The organism is Kribbella swartbergensis (assembly GCF_054784135.1).
This window is the reverse complement of record NZ_BAAGPM010000008.1, coordinates 360,695-377,343: the sequence shown is the minus strand read 5'-3', so window position 1 is coordinate 377,343 and position 16,649 is coordinate 360,695. Positions and strand designations below refer to the sequence as shown.

The 16,649-nt window shown below is 69.0% G+C and carries 15 protein-coding genes; 13 read left to right on the top strand and 2 right to left on the bottom strand.

Going from position 1 to position 16,649, the window contains the following annotated elements; genetic code table 11:
• The first annotated feature begins 197 nt into the window (after window positions 1–197).
• From pdhA to ACYVOK_RS05460, 4 genes are all read left to right on the top strand, one after another.
• Complete coding sequence (gene pdhA / locus ACYVOK_RS05475) at window positions 198–1,364, top strand: pyruvate dehydrogenase (acetyl-transferring) E1 component subunit alpha (RefSeq protein WP_460661126.1); 1,167 nt, start codon at window positions 198–200, stop codon at window positions 1,362–1,364.
• Window positions 1,364–2,341: an alpha-ketoacid dehydrogenase subunit beta gene (locus ACYVOK_RS05470; RefSeq protein ID WP_460661125.1), complete on the top strand. Its 978-nt coding sequence runs from the start codon at window positions 1,364–1,366 to the stop codon at window positions 2,339–2,341. Before pdhA ends, ACYVOK_RS05470 begins: the two co-directional genes overlap by 1 nt.
• Window positions 2,341–3,888, top strand: a complete 1,548-nt coding sequence (locus ACYVOK_RS05465; protein WP_460661124.1) for a dihydrolipoamide acetyltransferase family protein — start codon at window positions 2,341–2,343, stop codon at window positions 3,886–3,888. The genes ACYVOK_RS05470 and ACYVOK_RS05465 overlap by 1 nt, the downstream gene beginning before the upstream one ends.
• Before the next feature lie 106 nt (window positions 3,889–3,994).
• The gene (locus ACYVOK_RS05460; protein WP_460661123.1) at window positions 3,995–4,825 is read left to right on the top strand and encodes an EamA family transporter; all 831 of its coding nucleotides are present in this window, start codon (window positions 3,995–3,997) and stop codon (window positions 4,823–4,825) included.
• A 2-nt stretch (window positions 4,826–4,827) separates the two neighbouring features.
• Here the strand turns inward: ACYVOK_RS05460 and ACYVOK_RS05455 are convergent, their stop codons facing one another.
• Window positions 4,828–5,124, bottom strand: a complete 297-nt coding sequence (locus ACYVOK_RS05455; RefSeq protein ID WP_460661259.1) for a metal-sensitive transcriptional regulator — start codon at window positions 5,122–5,124, stop codon at window positions 4,828–4,830.
• Window positions 5,125–5,297: 173 nt separating this feature from the next.
• Here ACYVOK_RS05455 and ACYVOK_RS05450 point away from each other — a divergent pair, with 173 nt between their 5' ends.
• The 5 genes from ACYVOK_RS05450 (at window position 5,298) to ACYVOK_RS05430 (ending at window position 10,683) form a co-directional block, all read left to right on the top strand.
• On the top strand, window positions 5,298–6,758 hold the full coding sequence (locus ACYVOK_RS05450; RefSeq protein ID WP_460661122.1) for an MFS transporter: 1,461 nt from the start codon (window positions 5,298–5,300) through the stop codon (window positions 6,756–6,758).
• A 14-nt stretch (window positions 6,759–6,772) separates the two neighbouring features.
• The gene (locus ACYVOK_RS05445) at window positions 6,773–7,276 is read left to right on the top strand and encodes a hypothetical protein (protein WP_460661121.1); all 504 of its coding nucleotides are present in this window, start codon (window positions 6,773–6,775) and stop codon (window positions 7,274–7,276) included.
• A 96-nt stretch (window positions 7,277–7,372) separates the two neighbouring features.
• Window positions 7,373–8,011 (top strand): DUF305 domain-containing protein, encoded by a 639-nt coding sequence (locus tag ACYVOK_RS05440; RefSeq protein ID WP_460661120.1) that lies wholly within the window; start codon window positions 7,373–7,375, stop codon window positions 8,009–8,011.
• A 124-nt stretch (window positions 8,012–8,135) separates the two neighbouring features.
• A complete protein-coding gene (locus ACYVOK_RS05435) occupies window positions 8,136–10,385 on the top strand; it encodes a heavy metal translocating P-type ATPase (protein ID WP_460661119.1) in 2,250 nt (749 codons plus the stop codon).
• Between the two features lie 25 nt (window positions 10,386–10,410).
• Window positions 10,411–10,683 carry a heavy-metal-associated domain-containing protein gene (locus ACYVOK_RS05430; protein WP_460661118.1) on the top strand — a complete coding sequence of 91 codons (273 nt, stop codon included), beginning with the start codon at window positions 10,411–10,413 and terminating at the stop codon, window positions 10,681–10,683.
• 61 nt (window positions 10,684–10,744) lie between these two features.
• Here ACYVOK_RS05430 and ACYVOK_RS05425 read toward each other — a convergent pair whose 3' ends face one another.
• On the bottom strand, window positions 10,745–12,175 hold the full coding sequence (locus tag ACYVOK_RS05425; protein ID WP_460661117.1) for a S8 family peptidase: 1,431 nt from the start codon (window positions 12,173–12,175) through the stop codon (window positions 10,745–10,747).
• Window positions 12,176–12,440: 265 nt separating this feature from the next.
• On the opposite strand from ACYVOK_RS05425, the gene ACYVOK_RS05420 reads away from it, so the two are divergent.
• The 4 genes from ACYVOK_RS05420 to ACYVOK_RS05405 all read left to right on the top strand — a co-directional run bounded on the left by ACYVOK_RS05420 (window position 12,441) and on the right by ACYVOK_RS05405 (window position 16,604).
• Window positions 12,441–13,406, top strand: a complete 966-nt coding sequence (locus ACYVOK_RS05420; protein WP_460661116.1) for a GntR family transcriptional regulator — start codon at window positions 12,441–12,443, stop codon at window positions 13,404–13,406.
• On the top strand, window positions 13,403–14,719 hold the full coding sequence (locus ACYVOK_RS05415; protein WP_460661115.1) for an MFS transporter: 1,317 nt from the start codon (window positions 13,403–13,405) through the stop codon (window positions 14,717–14,719). The genes ACYVOK_RS05420 and ACYVOK_RS05415 overlap by 4 nt, the downstream gene beginning before the upstream one ends.
• Before the next feature lie 89 nt (window positions 14,720–14,808).
• On the top strand, window positions 14,809–15,798 hold the full coding sequence (locus ACYVOK_RS05410; RefSeq protein WP_460661114.1) for an ATP-binding cassette domain-containing protein: 990 nt from the start codon (window positions 14,809–14,811) through the stop codon (window positions 15,796–15,798).
• Window positions 15,795–16,604, top strand: coding sequence for an ABC transporter permease (locus tag ACYVOK_RS05405; protein WP_460661113.1), 810 nt, complete (start codon window positions 15,795–15,797; stop codon window positions 16,602–16,604). The genes ACYVOK_RS05410 and ACYVOK_RS05405 overlap by 4 nt, the downstream gene beginning before the upstream one ends.
• Window positions 16,605–16,649 lie beyond the last annotated feature (45 nt).

The following is a 16,649-nucleotide window of genomic DNA, read 5'->3' as shown; positions in this document are numbered from 1 at the left end:
GATCAGGCAACTGCTGGGTACGGTGTCCGGCAAGTAGTACAGCCAGGCAGGCCGGTGAGGAGGTCTACTGGTAGCGAGACAGTGCATCAACCCCTGGATCCACGCGGTCCTGCCTGCGAAGCCTCACCCGGCTGAAGGGCCGGCCCCGTGCAACGTTGCGGTCGCGGCGATCCCGCGCTCGAACCCGAGGAGTGCATGTGAGTGAGTCGGTGCCGGGTACTGCCCCGGAAGTGTTTGCGCCCCACAAGGCGCCGGTCAGTCCGCCCCAGGCCTCCGAGGAGGTCGAGTTCGTCCAGTTGCTGACGCCGGAGGGTGAGCGCGTCGAGCACCCGGAGTACGCGTTCGACCTGGACGACGAGGCGATCAAGGGCTTCTACCGGGACATGGTCCTGGTCCGCCGGATCGACACCGAGGCGACCGCCCTGCAGCGGCAGGGTGAGCTCGGTATCTGGGCGTCGCTGCTCGGCCAGGAGGCCGCGCAGATCGGCTCCGGCCGCGCCCTCAACGACAAGGACATGGTCTTCCCGACCTACCGCGAGCACGGCGTGGCCTGGTGCCAGGGCGTCGACCCGCTGCGGCTGCTCGGCCTGTTCCGCGGTGTCGACCAGGGTGCGTGGGACCCGCGCGACGACAACTTCCACCTGTACACGATCGTCATCGGCGCCCAGACGCTGCACGCGACCGGGTACGCGATGGGCCAGCAGCGCGACCACGCGATCGGCGACGCCGAGAACGGCGAGTCCACCATCGTGTACTTCGGCGACGGCGCCAGCAGCCAGGGCGACGTGAACGAGGCGTTCATCTGGGCCTCGGTGTTCAACGCGCCGGTGGTGTTCTTCTGCCAAAACAACCAGTGGGCCATCTCCGAGCCGATCGACCGGCAGACCCGGATCCCGCTGTACCAGCGCGCGGCCGGCTTCGGCTTCCCCGGTGTCCGGGTCGACGGCAACGACGTGCTCGCGACGTACGCCGTCACCCAGCAGGCCCTGAGGCGGGCCCGCGAGGGCAGCGGCCCGACCCTGGTCGAGGCCTACACGTACCGGATGGGCGCGCACACCACCTCCGACGACCCGACGAAGTACCGGCTGAACGAGGACCTCGAGCACTGGAAGCTCAAGGACCCGATCGCCCGGGTCCGCGCGTACCTGACCCGCTCGTCCGGTGTCGGCGCCGAGTGGTTCGACCAGATCGACGCCGAGGCGGACAAGATCGCCGCCGAGTTGCGGGCCGGCTGCCTGTCCATGCCGGACCCCTCGCTGACCGACTTCTTCGACCACGTGTACGTCGAGCAGACCGCACAGCTGGCCGAGCAGAAGCAGCAGTACGCCGCGTACGCCGCCTCGTTCGAAGGTGAGGGTCACTGATGGCGAAGATCAGCCTCGGCAAGGGCATCAACATGGGCCTGCGGGCGGCGATGGAGGCCGACCCGAAGGTCCTCGTCATGGGTGAGGACATCGGCAAGCTCGGCGGTGTCTTCCGGGTCACCGAGGGCCTGCAGAAGGACTTCGGCGAGGACAGGGTGATCGACACCCCGCTGGCCGAGTCCGGCATCATCGGCACCGCGGTCGGCCTGGCGCTGCGCGGCTACCGGCCGGTCTGCGAGATCCAGTTCGACGGGTTCGTCTTCCCGGCGTACGACCAGATCATCAACCAGGTCGCCAAGATGCACTACCGGTCGCTCGGCAAGATCAGGATGCCGGTCGTCATCCGGATCCCGTTCGGCGGCGGTATCGGCGCGGTCGAGCACCACTCGGAGTCGCCGGAGTCGCTGTTCGCGCACGTCGCCGGCCTGAAGGTGGTCGCGTGCGGCGACCCGGTGGACGCGTACTGGATGATCCAGCAGGCGATCGCCTCGGACGACCCGGTGGTGTTCTTCGAGCCGAAGCGCCGGTACCACGAGAAGGCCGAGCTGGACGAGTCCGTGCCGCCGGCGCTTCCGCTGCACCAGGCGAAGGTGGTCCGCGAAGGCACCGACGCCACGCTGTTCTGTTACGGCCCGATGGTGAAGACCTGCCTGCAGGCCGCCGAGGCCGCGGTCGAGGACGGCCGGCAGCTGGAGGTCGTCGACCTCCGGACGATCTCGCCGCTCGACCTGCCGGCGATCTTCTCGTCGGTGAAGAAGACCCGCCGGGCGGTCGTCGTCCACGAGGCGCCGTTCTCACTCGGGCCGGGCGCGGAGATCGCGGCGCGGATCACCGAGGAGTGCTTCTACCACCTCGAGGCGCCGGTGCTCCGGGTCGCCGGGTTCGACACTCCCTACCCGCCGTCGCGGATGGAGGAGGAGTACCTGCCCGACCTGGACCGGGTGCTCGAGGGCGTCGACCGGGTGATGGAGTACTGATGGGCATCCAGCAGTTCCGCCTCCCCGACGTGGGCGAAGGGCTGGTCGAGGCCGAGATCGTCAGCTGGAAGGTCAAGCCGGGTGACACGGTAAAGCTGAACGACACCGTGGTGGAGATCGAGACGGCGAAATCGCTCGTCGAGTTGCCGGTGCCGTTTGCCGGGACCGTCACCGAGCTGCTCGTGCCGGAAGGCGAGACGGTCCCGGTCGGTACGCCGATCATCGCCGTCGCAACGGACGCGCCGGCGCCTGGTGACCTTGCCCCGCCGGTCGGCGAGGGCACGCCCAAGGAAGACATGGTCCCGTCGATTCCTGACGAACCGGAAGCTTCCCCGGGCGGCCGCACCGCAGTCCTCGTCGGCTACGGCCCCAGAACCACCGAAGCCAAACGCCGCCCCCGCAAGACCGGCGCCGCCCCCTCCGCCGGCTCAGCGCCGGCCCCGGGTGCTCCTGGCTCGGCGCAAGCTCCGGGTGCGGGTGCCGCTGCCTCGGCGCAAGCTCCGGGTGCAGCGTCCGCCGGCTCGGCCGCTCCGGGTGTTGGTGGGGCTGGTTCCGCCGGGGTAGCCGGCGCGCTCGGGGCGCCCGGCGGAGGTGAGGCTGCGGCCGTCACCTCCCCTCCCGTTGCCGGAGGCAGCGGGGGAGCCGTGCATGTGTTGGCGAAGCCGCCGGTGCGGAAGCTGGCCAAGGACCTGGGGATCGACCTCGCCACGGTGACCCCGACCGGACCCGGTGGGATCATCACCCGGGCCGACGTCGAAGCCCATGCGGCAGCTCCGGCGACCGAGGCCCCCGCCGCGGGCGTCGGTGCGGCGCAGCCCAGCTACGAACCCGCGCCAGTGGTCAGCGGGCAGGGCGACACCCGCGTGCCGATCAAGGGTGTGCAGAAGGTGATGGCGCAGGCGATGGTGGCCAGCGCATTCACGGCGCCGCACGTGACCGAGTGGATCACCGTCGACGTCAGCGAGACCATGAACCTGGTCGAGCGGCTGAAGTCCGACAAGGCGTTCCGCGACCTCAAGGTGTCCCCGCTGCTGATCGTCGCCAAGGCCGTCACGCTGGCAGCCCGCCGTACGCCGATCGTCAACGCGGCCTGGGACGAGCAGGCGCAGGAGATCGTCTACAAGGGCTCGATGAACCTCGGCATCGCCGCGGCCACCCCGCGCGGGCTGATCGTGCCGAACATCAAGAACGCCGACTCGCTCACCCTGCCCGACCTGTGCCGGGCGCTGAACGCCCTGGTCGCCACCGCTCGCGAGGGCAAGACCCAGCCGGCCGACCAGGCGGGCGGCTCGTTCACGATCACCAACGTGGGCGTGTTCGGGGTCGACGCCGGGACACCGATCATCAACCCCGGTGAGGCCGCGATCCTCGCGTTCGGTGCGGTCCGCAAGCAGCCGTGGGTGGTGGACGACGAGATCGTGCCGCGCTGGATCACCACGCTCGCGCTGTCCTTCGACCACCGGATGATCGACGGCGAGAAGGGCTCCACCTTCCTCGCCGACGTCGCCGGGATCCTCGAGGACCCCGCCAGGGCCCTGATGTTCTGATCAGTACGACGTACGGCGAAGGCCCGGGCGCGTTGTCGCCCGGGCCTTCGTCTGCCGGCGGAGAAATCCGTCTGACCGGCGCCCACCCCGATGAGAGGGTGGAGCGGTGCTGGTGTTGACGGTGGTGCTCGGGGCGGCGATGCTGCACGCGGCCTGGAACGCGATGGCGCATGGGGCGCCGGACCGGATGGCCGGGCTGGCGTTGTTCGGGCTGGCGGCCGGGGTGATCGGGCTCGTCATGGTGCTGGTGATGGGACTACCGCCGGCGGACACCTGGGGCTACATCATCGCGTCGGTGCTCCTGCACCTGGCGTACCTGAGTGGACTGCTCGCGTCGTACCAGCTCGGGCAGTTCAGCCAGATGTATCCGTTGGCCAGAGGTACGTCGCCCTGGGTGGTGGCCGTGGTGTCGATCGCCGTACTGCAGCAGTCGCTGGCCATGGTCGAGCTCGCCGGGGTGTTGCTGATCTCGGCGGGGTTGATCGCGCTGGTGTTCATCGGGCGGCCCGGGCGGCGCCAGTTGCCCGCAGTGCTCGCGGCGATCGCGACCGGTCTGACGATCGCGGCGTACACGGTCGTCGACGGGCTGGCGGTGCACAAGATGCCGGTGCTGACGTACATGGGCTGGGTGTTCATGCTTCAGGGGTTCGCGATGCCGCTGGCGGTACTGGCGTGGCGGGGCACGGCCGTGCTCAGGCAACCCCGGTCGGCGGTGCTGTCCGGGCTCGGCGGCGGTGTCGTGTCGATGATCGCCTACGGGTTGGTGCTGTGGGCGCAGACGCGCGGAACCCTCGCCGCGATCGCGGCGCTCCGCGAGACCAGCATCGTCTTCGGCGCGATCATCGGCGCACTCTTCTTCGGCGAACGCTTCGGCCCCCGCCGTGCGATCGCCGCCGCGGTCGTTGTCGCCGGGATTGTCCTGATCAGCCTGGGTTGAGGCTAGGAGCGCACCAGCCGGGCGATGGCCTCGGACGCTTCCTTGATCTTGCGGTCGGCCTCGGGACCGCCGGCGGCCGCGGCGTCGACCACGCAGTGCGCGAGGTGGTCCTCGAGCAGCCCGAGCGCAACGGATTCCAGGGCCTTCGTCATGGCTGAGATCTGGGTGAGGATGTCGATGCAGTACTTCTCGTCCTCCACCATCCGCTGCAGGCCGCGGGCCTGGCCCTCGATCCGGCGCAGCCGCCGCAGGTAGGCCTCTTTGTCGTCGATGTAACCGTGCTGTGCCTGTTCGGCCATGCTCACCACGTCCTCCCTCGGTACGCCGCACCTTACCGCCGGCCGTCACGAATTCCGGCAACCCTCTTGTGTTTTATAGGGTACCCCCCTAGGGTATCGTCTCGTCCACCGGTTCCCAACCCCGGAACCTTCATGACCTGGGTCGATACCCCATACGGGTAAGGAGTACGGAAATGAGTCAAACGGAATCGCCGGCGTCCTCGCGACGCTGGTGGGCGCTCGGCCTGATCGCCGCGGCGCAGTTCATGGTCATCATGGACACCTCGATCATCGGAGTGGCGTTGCCGAAGATGCAGGCCGAGCTCGGGTTCAGTCCGGGCAACCTGTCCTGGGTGTTCAATGCGTACGTCGTCGCGTTCGGCGGGCTGTTGTTGCTGGGCGGACGGCTGTCGGATCTCCTCGGCGCTCGCCGGGTGTTCGCGGCCGGCTGGGCCGTCCTGCTGGCCGGGTCCCTGGTCGCGGGCTTCGCCACCGGTGTCGGTGCCGAGCTGGCTGGTCGGGCGATCCAGGGAGTGGGGGCGGCGCTGATCGCTCCGGCCGCGCTGACGCTCCTGATGATGCTGTTCGGCGCGAACCCGAAGGAGCTGACCAAGGCGATCGCTCTGTACGGCGCGGCCGCTCCGGCCGGCGGTACGGCCGGGGTGTTCCTCGGTGGCGTGATCACCGAGTACCTCTCCTGGCCGTGGGTGTTCTTCCTCAACGTGCCGATCGCGCTGATCGCTCTGCTCGCCACGCCGGCGCTGATGCCGCAGTCCGCCGTACGGCGTGGATCTGTCGACCTGCTCGGCGCGCTGACCGTGACGGTCGGTCTCGGCGCCGGTGTCTACGCGATCGTCCGCGCGCCCGAGGTCGGGTGGTCGGCCGGCTCGACGCTGCTGGTCGGCGCGATTGCCGTCGTACTGCTCGGTGTGTTCGTCGCGGTGCAGGCCAAGCGGCGGGAACCGCTGATGCGGCTCGGGATCTTCACGGCGCCGAACCTGGCCGCCGCGAACGTGGCCCAGTTGCTGCTGGGGGCGGCCTGGGTGCCGATGTGGTTCTTCCTGAACCTGTACCTGCAGCAGGTGCTCGGGCTGAGCGCGTTCCCCAGCGGCTCCGCGCTGTTGCCGATGACGACCTTCATCATGCTCGGGATGATCGTCGCCGCACCGAAGCTGATCGCCGCCATCGGTCCGAAGAAGACGCTGGTCAGCGGTATGGCGATCCTGACCGTAGGCCTGGCGGGGCTGTCCCTGATCCGCTCCGACGGTTCGTTCTGGACCGACGTCCTGCCGGCCTCACTGATCGCCGCCGCCGGGATGTCGCTGGCCTTCATCCCCAGCCTCGGCATCGCCCTGTCGTCCGCCCGCCCCGAGGAGGGTGGCCTGGCGTCCGGGATCGTGAACACCAGTTACCAGATCGGCTCTGCACTGGGGCTGGCCGCGATGACCGCAGTGGCGGCCGCGAACGGCGCGGACCTCCTCGGTAACGCCGCCGCGCTCACCGACGGGTACTCCGCCGCCTTCATCGGCGCCGCGGTGATCGCAGCCGTCGGTGCGGTGCTCGCGGCGATCAGCCTGCGGATCCCGGGCGCCGCCGGGGCGTCGCCGTCAGGCAACGAGCAGGACCTCAAAACCGCCCAGTCGGTTGATCAGTAACTAAGGTGGGACCGATGAAGATCCAAGACAGCAGCACACGGTCGGGCCTGATCAGGGCCGTGGTCGCCGTGTGCCTGCTGGCCGGGGTCTTTGCGATGCACGGCCTGACCGGTAACCATGACGCCGCCGCCTTGACTCATGCAGCGCAGCCTCCGGCGGCTGCGCTGCAGAGCATGCACCAGGCGACCCAGCCACCCGCGGGGCACGCAGCTCACCACCTGTCTGACGGCCCTTCCGTCACCGCAGGATCGCTCGGGTCGGCGGCGTACGAAGCGGTGATCCTGAGTGGCGTCACGGTGCAACCAGCCCAGGACGGGCACGGTCACGCGATGGGCGATGTGTGCCTGGCGATGCTCACCGCCCTGGCGCTGGTCATCGTCGCGGCGCTTGCGTCCCGTAGTCTCCGCACCACCCACCCCGTCGTACGACGCCGAGCCGGGCGCACGTGGTACGCCGCAGGGCCGTCGCCGCCCTGGGCGCAACCGACCTTGTCGAAACTCTGCATCCTGCGAACCTAGGCCGAACTCTGCCCGTTTCCGGGCGAACGGTCCTCCTTCGTACGCCCTCCGTGGCGCCGCGTAGATCACAGTTTCGAACGACAAGGACGCTTACTCATGCGACACATCACGTGGAAGGGTGCTGCCTCGGCGGCGGTCATTCTGCTGGCGACCGTGAGCCTGGCCGGCTGCGGCGATGACTCGAACGGTGGCTCCATGCCTGGCATGGACCATGGCGCGGCGACAGCCGCGCCCAGCAGTTCGGCCACACCGGCAGGCGAGTTCAACGACGCAGATGTCACCTTCGCGAGCCAGATGATCCCGCACCACCAGCAGGCCGTACAGATGGCGAGCATGGCCGGCTACCAGGCGACCACCCCCGAGGTGAAGCAACTCGCGACCGCGATCAAGGCCGCGCAGGATCCGGAGATCAAGCTGATGTCCGGCTGGCTCACCGCGTGGGGCAAGCCGGTCCCGTCCCCACAGCACGGTGGCCACCACGGCGCGGACGAGATGCCCGGGATGATGACCGAGGACGAGCTGTCCGAACTCGGCCGGGCGAAGGGTTCGATGTTCGACCGGATGTGGCTCCAGATGATGATCAAGCATCACCAGGGCGCGGTCACCATGGCCAAGACCGAGCAGACCGCCGGCAAGGATCCGGCCGCCGTCGCGCTGGCCAAGAAGATCGAAGCGGATCAGAACCGTGAGATCGCCACCATGAAGCGCCTGCTCGGCCGGCTCCCCGCCGGCTGACGAACGCTCAGCCACTGATTTCTGTCTATACGGAATACCCCTATGGGGTATAGTGTTCGGAGTCGTGAACCGCGGCACCGCGGCCGCGGTTCACCGATCACCGAACGTCGAGAGAGGACACATCATGGTGAAGGCCAACCATCACGGCCAGGATCACCAGCACCCTGGCAACGACCACCCGCCCGCGCACGGCGGACACTCGACCCAGGCAAGCTCCTCGGCCACCGCCCACCACGAGCCAGCCCACCACGAGCCGGCGCACCACGAGCCGGGGCAGCATGACCAAGCGCAGCACGGGCACGCGCAGTACCAGCAGGCGGCGGAGCACTCCGGCCACGGCGGGCACGCAGGTCACGGTGCCCACTCGGGCCACGCCGGCCATGACAAGCACGCGGGACACGATCCGGAGATGTTCCGGCAGAAGTTCTGGCTGAGCCTGCTGCTGACGCTGCCGATCGTGGCGACCAGCCACATGGTGATGGACTGGTTCGGCTACACGCTCGACTTCCCCGGCATCGACTGGGTCGGGCCCGTGCTCGGCACCTTCGTGTTCTTCTACGGCGGCTGGCCGTTCCTGGTCGGCGGCGTCCGCGAGGCCCGCGACCGCGCGCCCGGGATGATGCTGCTGATCTCGATGGCGATCACCGTCGCGTACGTCGCCTCCCTGGCCACCAGCCTCGGCGCGTTCGACCTGGACTTCTGGTGGGAACTGGCCGCCCTGGTCACGATCATGCTGCTCGGCCACTGGCAGGAGATGAAGGCGATCGGCCAGGCGCAGGGTGCGCTCGCCGCACTGGCCGCGCTGCTGCCCGACGACGCCGACCGGGTCACCGATGACGGTGTCGAGACCGTTTCGATCGCGGACCTTCGCCTCGGCGACGTCGTCCTGGTCCGATCCGGCGCCCGGGTCCCGGCCGACGGCGAGATCGTCGACGGCTCGGCCGAACTGGACGAGTCGATGATCACCGGCGAATCCCGCCCGGTTTCCCGAGGTGTCGGGGATCGGGTCGTGGCCGGAACGGTGGCGACCGACTCCGCGATCCGGGTCCGGATCACGGCCGTCGGCGAGGACACCGCACTGGCCGGGATCCAGCGCCTGGTGGCCGAGGCGCAGCAGTCCAGCGGGCGGGCCCAGGTCCTCGCGGACCGGTTCGCGGCGATGCTCTTCTACATCGCGACCGCCGCGGCACTGGTCACCTTCGTCGTCTGGTGGGCGCTCGGCAACCTCGACGAATCCGTCGTACGGACCGTCACCGTGCTGGTGATCGCCTGCCCGCACGCCCTGGGTCTCGCGATCCCGCTGGTGATCGCGCTGTCGACCGCTGTCTCGGCGAAGGCCGGCATCCTGGTCAAGGACCGGCTGGCGCTCGAGCGGATGCGGACCGTGCAGGCCGTGCTGTTCGACAAGACCGGCACGCTGACCAAGGGCGAACACGTCGTGACCGGTGTCGCCGGCGACGGCATCGACGAGGAGCAGGTACTGCGGATTGCCGGTGCGGTCGAGGCCGACAGCGAGCACCCGCTGGCCCGGGCGATCGTCACCGCCGCCGACAACCGCGGTGGACGGGCCAAGGCCGGCGAGTTCAAGTCCCTCACCGGACGCGGCGTCCAGGCCGTCGTCGACGGGGAGAAGTACGCCGTCGGCGGACCGGCACTGCTGCGTGAACTCGACGCCACGGTGCCCAGCCACCTGCGCGATCGTGCCGAGGAATGGTCGGCACGTGGCGCGGCGGTGCTCTACCTCCTGCGCGTCGACGGCGCGACCTCGGTGGCGACCGGTGCGATCGCGTTGGAGGACCAGGTCCGGCCCGAGGCCCGCCAGGCCATCGAGCAACTGCGCGCCGCGGGCGTCGAGAAGATCGTCATGATCACCGGCGACGCCGAACCCGTCGCCCGCGCGGTCGCCGCCGATCTCGGGTTCCGCGACGGCGTCGACGAGGTGTTCGCCGAAGTACTGCCGGCCGACAAGGACAAGGCAGTCAGTGAACTGCAGTCCCGCGGGCTGACGGTGGCGATGGTCGGCGACGGCGTCAACGACGCACCCGCCCTCGCCCGCGCCGACGTCGGCATCGCCATCGGCGCCGGTACCGACGTCGCGATCGAATCCGCGGGGGTCGTCCTCGCGTCGTCCGATCCGCGCGGTGTGACCGGAGTGATCCGGCTGTCCAAGGCGTCGTACCGCAAGATGATCCAGAACCTCGCCTGGGCCGCCGGCTACAACGTCGTCGCCATCCCGCTCGCCGCAGGTGTCCTGGCCTGGGCCGGCATCACACTGAGCCCTGCCGTCGGCGCCGTACTGATGTCCGCCTCCACGATCGTGGTTGCGCTCAACGCCCAACTACTCCGCGGCGTCCAGCTCACGCCGGACCGCTGACACCAACCGAGAAAGGAACTGCCCTATGTGCACCGATTGCAGTTGCGGCACCGTCGACATCCAGGCGGCACCGCAGACCAGTGACGAGTCGGTCGTTGCCACCTACAACGTCACCGGCATGACCTGCGGGCACTGCGCCGGCACCGTCACCGGCAAGCTCCAGCAACTCGACGGCGTCACGTCCGTCGACGTCGACCTCGCCACCGGAGCAGTGACCGTCCACAGCGACAAGCCGGTGGAGGCCGACAAGGTTCACGCCGCCATCGAGGAAGCCGGTTACACACTCACCCCGGCCTGAGGCTCTACCTATCAAGAGAAAGGAGAGGGGGTCCTGGGCGGAGGACCCCCTCTCGGTCTGTTCAGCGGCGGTGGACGGCGTCCAGGGAGTCGGCGATGCCTTCGCCGAAGAAGGAGTTGTTCGCCGTCGTGCCGGTGCAGCGGGGGTCCGGTGTGGTCGGGCACGCGGTGTCGTCGGCTTGGGTGAGCAGCGCAGCCTCCAGCTGACGCGGACCCCACCACGGGTGGACCGACTTCATCAGCGCCGCGACACCGGCGACGTGCGGCGACGCCATCGACGTACCGCTCATGGTGCCGTAGCCGCCGCCCGGCAGCGTGGACAGCACCGCGCTGCCCGGTGCCGCGACGTCGATCTTGTTCAGGCCGAAGTTCGAGAAACCGCTGCGGGCCCCGGTCCGGGTCGTGCTGGCCACGGTGATGACGCCCGGCAGTTCGGTCGGCATGTCCAGGCAGTCGTTGTCGATCGTCCGCGTCACCGGCGTCGAGTCGTTCGGGCTGGTCGAGTCGGTGGTCTTGTTGGCCAGGTCGTAGTTCGCGTTGCCGGCCGCGGCGACCGACAGCACGCCGCGGTGGGTCGCATAATCGACGGCCCGGCGTACGGCTTCCTGCACGGCGCCCTGGTCACCGTTGTCCTTGCACCAGAACATGTACGGGTCGATGAAGTAGCTGTGGTTGGTGATGTCCATGTGGTGCTCGGCGGCCCAGATGAAACCGCAGATCGCGTACTCCGGGAAGATGTAGCCGTCGTCGTTCACCACCTTCACCGAGGCGATCCGTACGCCGGGCGCCACGCCGACGATGCCGACACCGTTGCGGGCGGCCGCGACCGTCCCGGCGACGTGCGTGCCGTGCGAACTCGTGGTCGGCCGCCACGCGCCCTCGGTCGTGTCCGGTACGCCGTTGTCGACACAGCTCACCGAGTCGGCCTTGTCGAAGTTCGGCGCGAGGTCGGGGTGGGTGTCGTCCACTCCGCTGTCGTTGATGCCGACCAGGATCTGGCGGGAACCATCGGTGATCGCGTGCGCCTGGTCCGCCTTGATCTGGACCATGTCCCACTGCTCGCCCTCGCGCGGGTCCGGCGCCGGCGCGGCCTCGGCCTGGCCGAGCGACTTCAGCCCGGACTCGGCAGGACCCTCGCTGACCGCCGCTGTCCGCGTCGCACCGACGGACTGCACCTCGCGGCCGTACTTCCCCGCGCGGACGTCGGCCTTGAAGCCGGGATTCGTGGACTGGGCGACGACGACGCCGATCCGGGCGTAGGACTGCAGCACGGTGCCACCGGCCGCGGTCACCGCCTTCTCGACCTTCTTCACGTGACCGGGTGCGGCCTTGGTGTTGACGACGTAGTTCATCAGCGGCCCAGGCGCGGCCGCCGCCGTACTCGGCTCGGCCGTCGGTACGGCGTTCGCCGTGGTGGCGCCGAGAGCGGTCATGGTCAGAGCGGCAGCGGCCAGGCCGGCGGCCAGCCGGTGTGACCGGGAGCTTCGGATCACGCTGTCTCCTTGAGGACGGTCAAGCACGGTTGTCGCGACTCTAGAGCCGATTCCGGGCCGGCGTGGTTCTTCATCCACAAGACAGGGGAAACCCTCCTCCCGTCACTACTGACGGTCTGGTTGTTCACAGTGAGTTGCCCACATCTGTGGATTGGCCTGTGGATAACTCGTGGACAAGGTGGGGACGGGTGGTGGATTTGCTGTGGGTGTAAGATAGATACAACAGAGATACGAGTCGTATGTGAGGGGTGCAGTGACAGGCGGGGTGCCGGAGCAAGAGCCGGCGACAGCAAACCCGGCACCGGAGGTCCCAGCAGGTATCCGGTCCGAGGACGAGACCGCGAGCATCCGGTCGGAGACCGAGACCGCGGGAAGCGGGTCGGAGACCGAGACCGCGGACAGCCGGTCGGACACCGGGACAGCGGACAGCCGGTCGGAGACCGAGACCGCGGATGGCCGAATCGGGGACCAGACCGCGGGTGTGGGGGCGGGCGAACAGGTCGCGCAGCTGCTGACGGCGGAGTCGGCCACGTTGGTTCGGTTGGGGGATGAGACGGCTGAGATTGCCCGGGTGGTGGTCGAGGCGGCGCCGGGGGTGGAGAAGATTCCGGCGGCCGAGCGCGTCTACGCGTACGTGAAGACGGCGATCCTCGACCGGACCTACCCGGGCGGCGAGCTGCTCACCGAGGGCGAGCTGGCCACGGCCGTCGGGGTGTCGCGCACCCCGGTGCGGGAGGCGCTGCTCAGGCTGGAGGAGTCCGGCCTGGTGAAGCTCTACCCGAAGAAGGGCGCGCTCGTCCTGCCGGTGCTGCCGCAGGAGATCGACGACGTCCTGGAGGCCCGCGAGCTGATCGAGACGCACGCGGCCGCCAAGGTCTGGCCGCGGCGCAAGCAACTGGTCGAGAACCTCACCCGGCGTGTCGAGGAAATGCGCGCGCACCGCAAGGCCGGTGACGCGAAGAGCTTCCTGGAGGCCGACCGTGCCTTCCACGAGGCGATCGTCGATGCCGCGGGCAACCAGATCCTCGCCAAGCTCTACAACAGCCTCCGTGACCGCCAGGTCCGGATGGGGGTGCCCGGGATCGAGATGCAGCCGGCCCGGATGGACCGGTCCATCGCCGCGCACCAGGAGCTGATCGAGGCCCTCGGCGGCAACAGCGTGAAGCGCTTCCGCGAGCTGGTCGTCACCCACATCAACGAGGCCGCGACGGATCTGCGGAGCACGCGTTGACGGAACTCCTCTTCCCCCTGGGCGGTCGGCGAGCCTGGGCGGTGTGGGCCACTGCTGTCCTCACCTACCTCGTGACCGTGCTGCACCGCGGTTCGATGAGTGTCGCCGGTCTGCAGGCCGCAGAGCGCTTCAACATCTCCGCGTCCGCGCTGGCGAGCTTCACCGTCGTACAGCTGACCGTGTACGCCGCCATGCAGGTGCCGGTCGGCGTACTGCTGGACAGATACGGCTCCAAGCGGTTGCTGATCACTGCGTCCGGCCTACTGTTCGTGGCGCAGTCTGCCTTCAGTTTGGTCGAGTCGTACCCGGCTGCATTGGCTGCACGGGCCGTGCTGGGTGTCGGCGACGCACTGGTGTTCATCAGCGTGCTGCGGGTCGTCATGTCCTGGTTCCCCGCGCTGCGACAGCCAGTGATGTCGCAGGCGACCGGGATGCTCGGTGGTATCGGCGCGATCATCTCGACCGTGCCGATGGCCGCGGCGTTCCACTCGTTCGGCTGGACCGGCACGTTCGCCGGCGCCAGTGTGCTGAGTCTGGTCACCGGTGTCGCCGTACTGCTCCTGATCAAGGACACGCCGTACGACGAGCCGCTGCGGCGGACCAAGCAGTCGCTGAGCGAGGTGCGGAACAACCTGCGCCGGGCCTGGAAGGAGCCGGGTACGCGGCTCGGGCTGTGGACCCACTTCACCACCAGCTTCTCCGGCAGCACCTTCGGTCTGCTCTGGGGATACCCGTTCCTCGTCCAGGGCCAAGGCCTCGCGCCGACCACGGCCGCGGCGATGCTGATCCTGCCGGTGCTGGCCAGTCTGTGCTACGGGCCTCTGGTCGGGCGGTACGCCGCCCGGTTCCCGTTCTACCGGTCCTGGATCGTGCTGGCCGTGATCGCGGGGTCGGTGCTGATGTGGACCGTCGTACTGCTCTGGCCCGGTCGGGCGCCGATGCCGGTGCTCCTGCTGCTGATCGTCGTACAGGCCGCCGGTGGGCCGGGGTCGATGCTCGGGCTGGACTATGCCCGGACGTTCAACCCGGCGACCCGGTTCGGGGCGGCCAACGGGATGGTCAACACCGGTGGGTTCATCGCGACGCTGATCTGCATCGGCATGGTCGGCATCCTGCTCGACGCCTCGTCGGGCGGGGCGCCGCAGACCATCACCGACTTCAAGTGGGCCCTCGCCTTCCAGTACGTGCTGTGGGCGATCGGCACCCGCCAGATCCTCAAGTACCGACGCAAGGCGCGCGCGACCCTGGCCCGCTACAACCCGGAGATCTACGAGGCGCTCCGGGCCAACCAGGTCGTGCCGCTGAAGGGCTGACTGTCACGCGCTGCCAGCCCGGTGCCAGGGCGGTGCCAGTACCTCGCCGGACGGTTGTCCCAGTGAACTGAGTCCACTGGGAGGAACCGATGACCACAACGAACCAGGTCGCCATCGAGGCGGTCGGTCTGGTCAAGAGATATGGCAACACGACCGCTCTGGCAGGCGTCGACCTGAGGGTGCCGACCGGCACGGTGCTCGGCGTCCTGGGCCCGAACGGCGCCGGCAAGACCACGGCGGTCCGCATCCTCGGCACGCTGCTCCGCCCGGACGGCGGGCACGCTACGGTCGGCGGGTACGACGTCGTCCGCGAGGCCGGCAAGGTCCGCGAGATCATCGGCCTGACCGGGCAGTACGCCTCGGTCGACGAGGACATGTCCGGCCGCCGGAACCTGGTCATGATCGGCCGGCTGCTCGGGTACTCGCGGGCGCGGGCCAGGGCCAAGGCGGACGACCTGCTGGAGCGGTTCGAGCTCACCGACGCCGGTGAGCGGATCGCCAAGACGTACTCCGGCGGTATGCGCCGGCGGCTCGACCTCGCCGCCAGCCTGGTCGGCGAACCGAGCATCCTCTACCTCGACGAACCCACCACCGGCCTCGACCCGCACGCCCGCAACGGCGTCTGGGAGACCGTCCGCAACCTGGTGCTCGACGGGACCACGGTGCTGCTCACCACGCAGTACCTGGAGGAGGCCGACGCGCTGGCCGACTCGATCATGGTGTTCGACAAGGGCCGGGTGGTCGCCTCTGGGCGGCCGGCCGAGCTGAAAGCGCAGGCCGGCAAACAGTCGCTGGACGTCCGTCCGGCCGAGCCCGGCCACCTCGAGCGCGTCGCCGCGATCGTCGCCGAGTCCGTCGGTGTGCGGCCGAGTGTCGACGTGGTCAACGCCCTGATCAGCGCGCCGGTCAGCGACGGTACGCCGATGCCGGTGGTGGTACGGCGCCTCGACGAGGAGGGCATCGCCGTCACCGAGTTGTCCCTGCGACTGCCCAGCCTGGACGAGGTGTTCCTCGCCCTGACCGGGCACACCGCCGAAGAGAAGAAGTCCGGCGAAGTACTGGAAGGAGCGGTCCGATGACGACAGCTGTTGTCGAAGCCCCCGCGGTGCGCCGCAACCGGCCGTTCGCCTGGGTCGAGCAGAGCCTGACGCTTGCCTGGCGCAACATCGTCCGGATCCGGCAGAACCCGGAGGCGCTGGCGGACGTCACGTTCCAGCCGATCATCTTTCTGGTGCTGTTCCTGTTCGTCTTCGGTGGCGCGATCGCCCAGGGCGGGACGTGGCGGGACTACCTGCCGTTCCTGCTGCCCGGCCTGCTGGTGCAGACCGTGGTGTTCTCCACGATGGGCACCGGTGTCGGGCTGAACGACGACTTCGCCAAGGGCGTCTTCGATCGTTTCCGCAGCCTGCCGATCGCCCGGGTCGCGCCGCTGATCGGCGCCGTCCTCGGTGACGCGGTCCGGTACACGCTGTCGATCGTGATCCTGATGGGCACCGGGTTCGCACTCGGGTTCCGGTTCCAGAACGGCGTCGGCTACGGCCTGCTCGCGTTGCTGCTCGTGCTGCTGTTCGCACTGTCGATGTGCTGGATCTGGGTCTGGCTCGGCCTGAAGCTGCGCACCGCCCAGGGTGTCCAGGGCATAGCGTTCCTGGTCATGTTCCCGCTCACCTTCGGCAGCAACGTGTTCGTCCAGACCGACACTCTGCCGGGCTTCCTGCAGGCCTTCGTGAACGTCAACCCGATCAAGTACCTGGTCGACCTCATGCGCGCCCTGATGCTCGGCGGCAACATCCAGAAGCCCCTCCTGATCACCCTGGCCTGGATGGTCGCCCTGATCGCACTCTTCGCCCCACTGGCAATCCGCACCTACCGCCGCCGTACCTGAACGTTGGTGCGGATGTGCCGAACACGTCCGCACCTTCGCAGATCG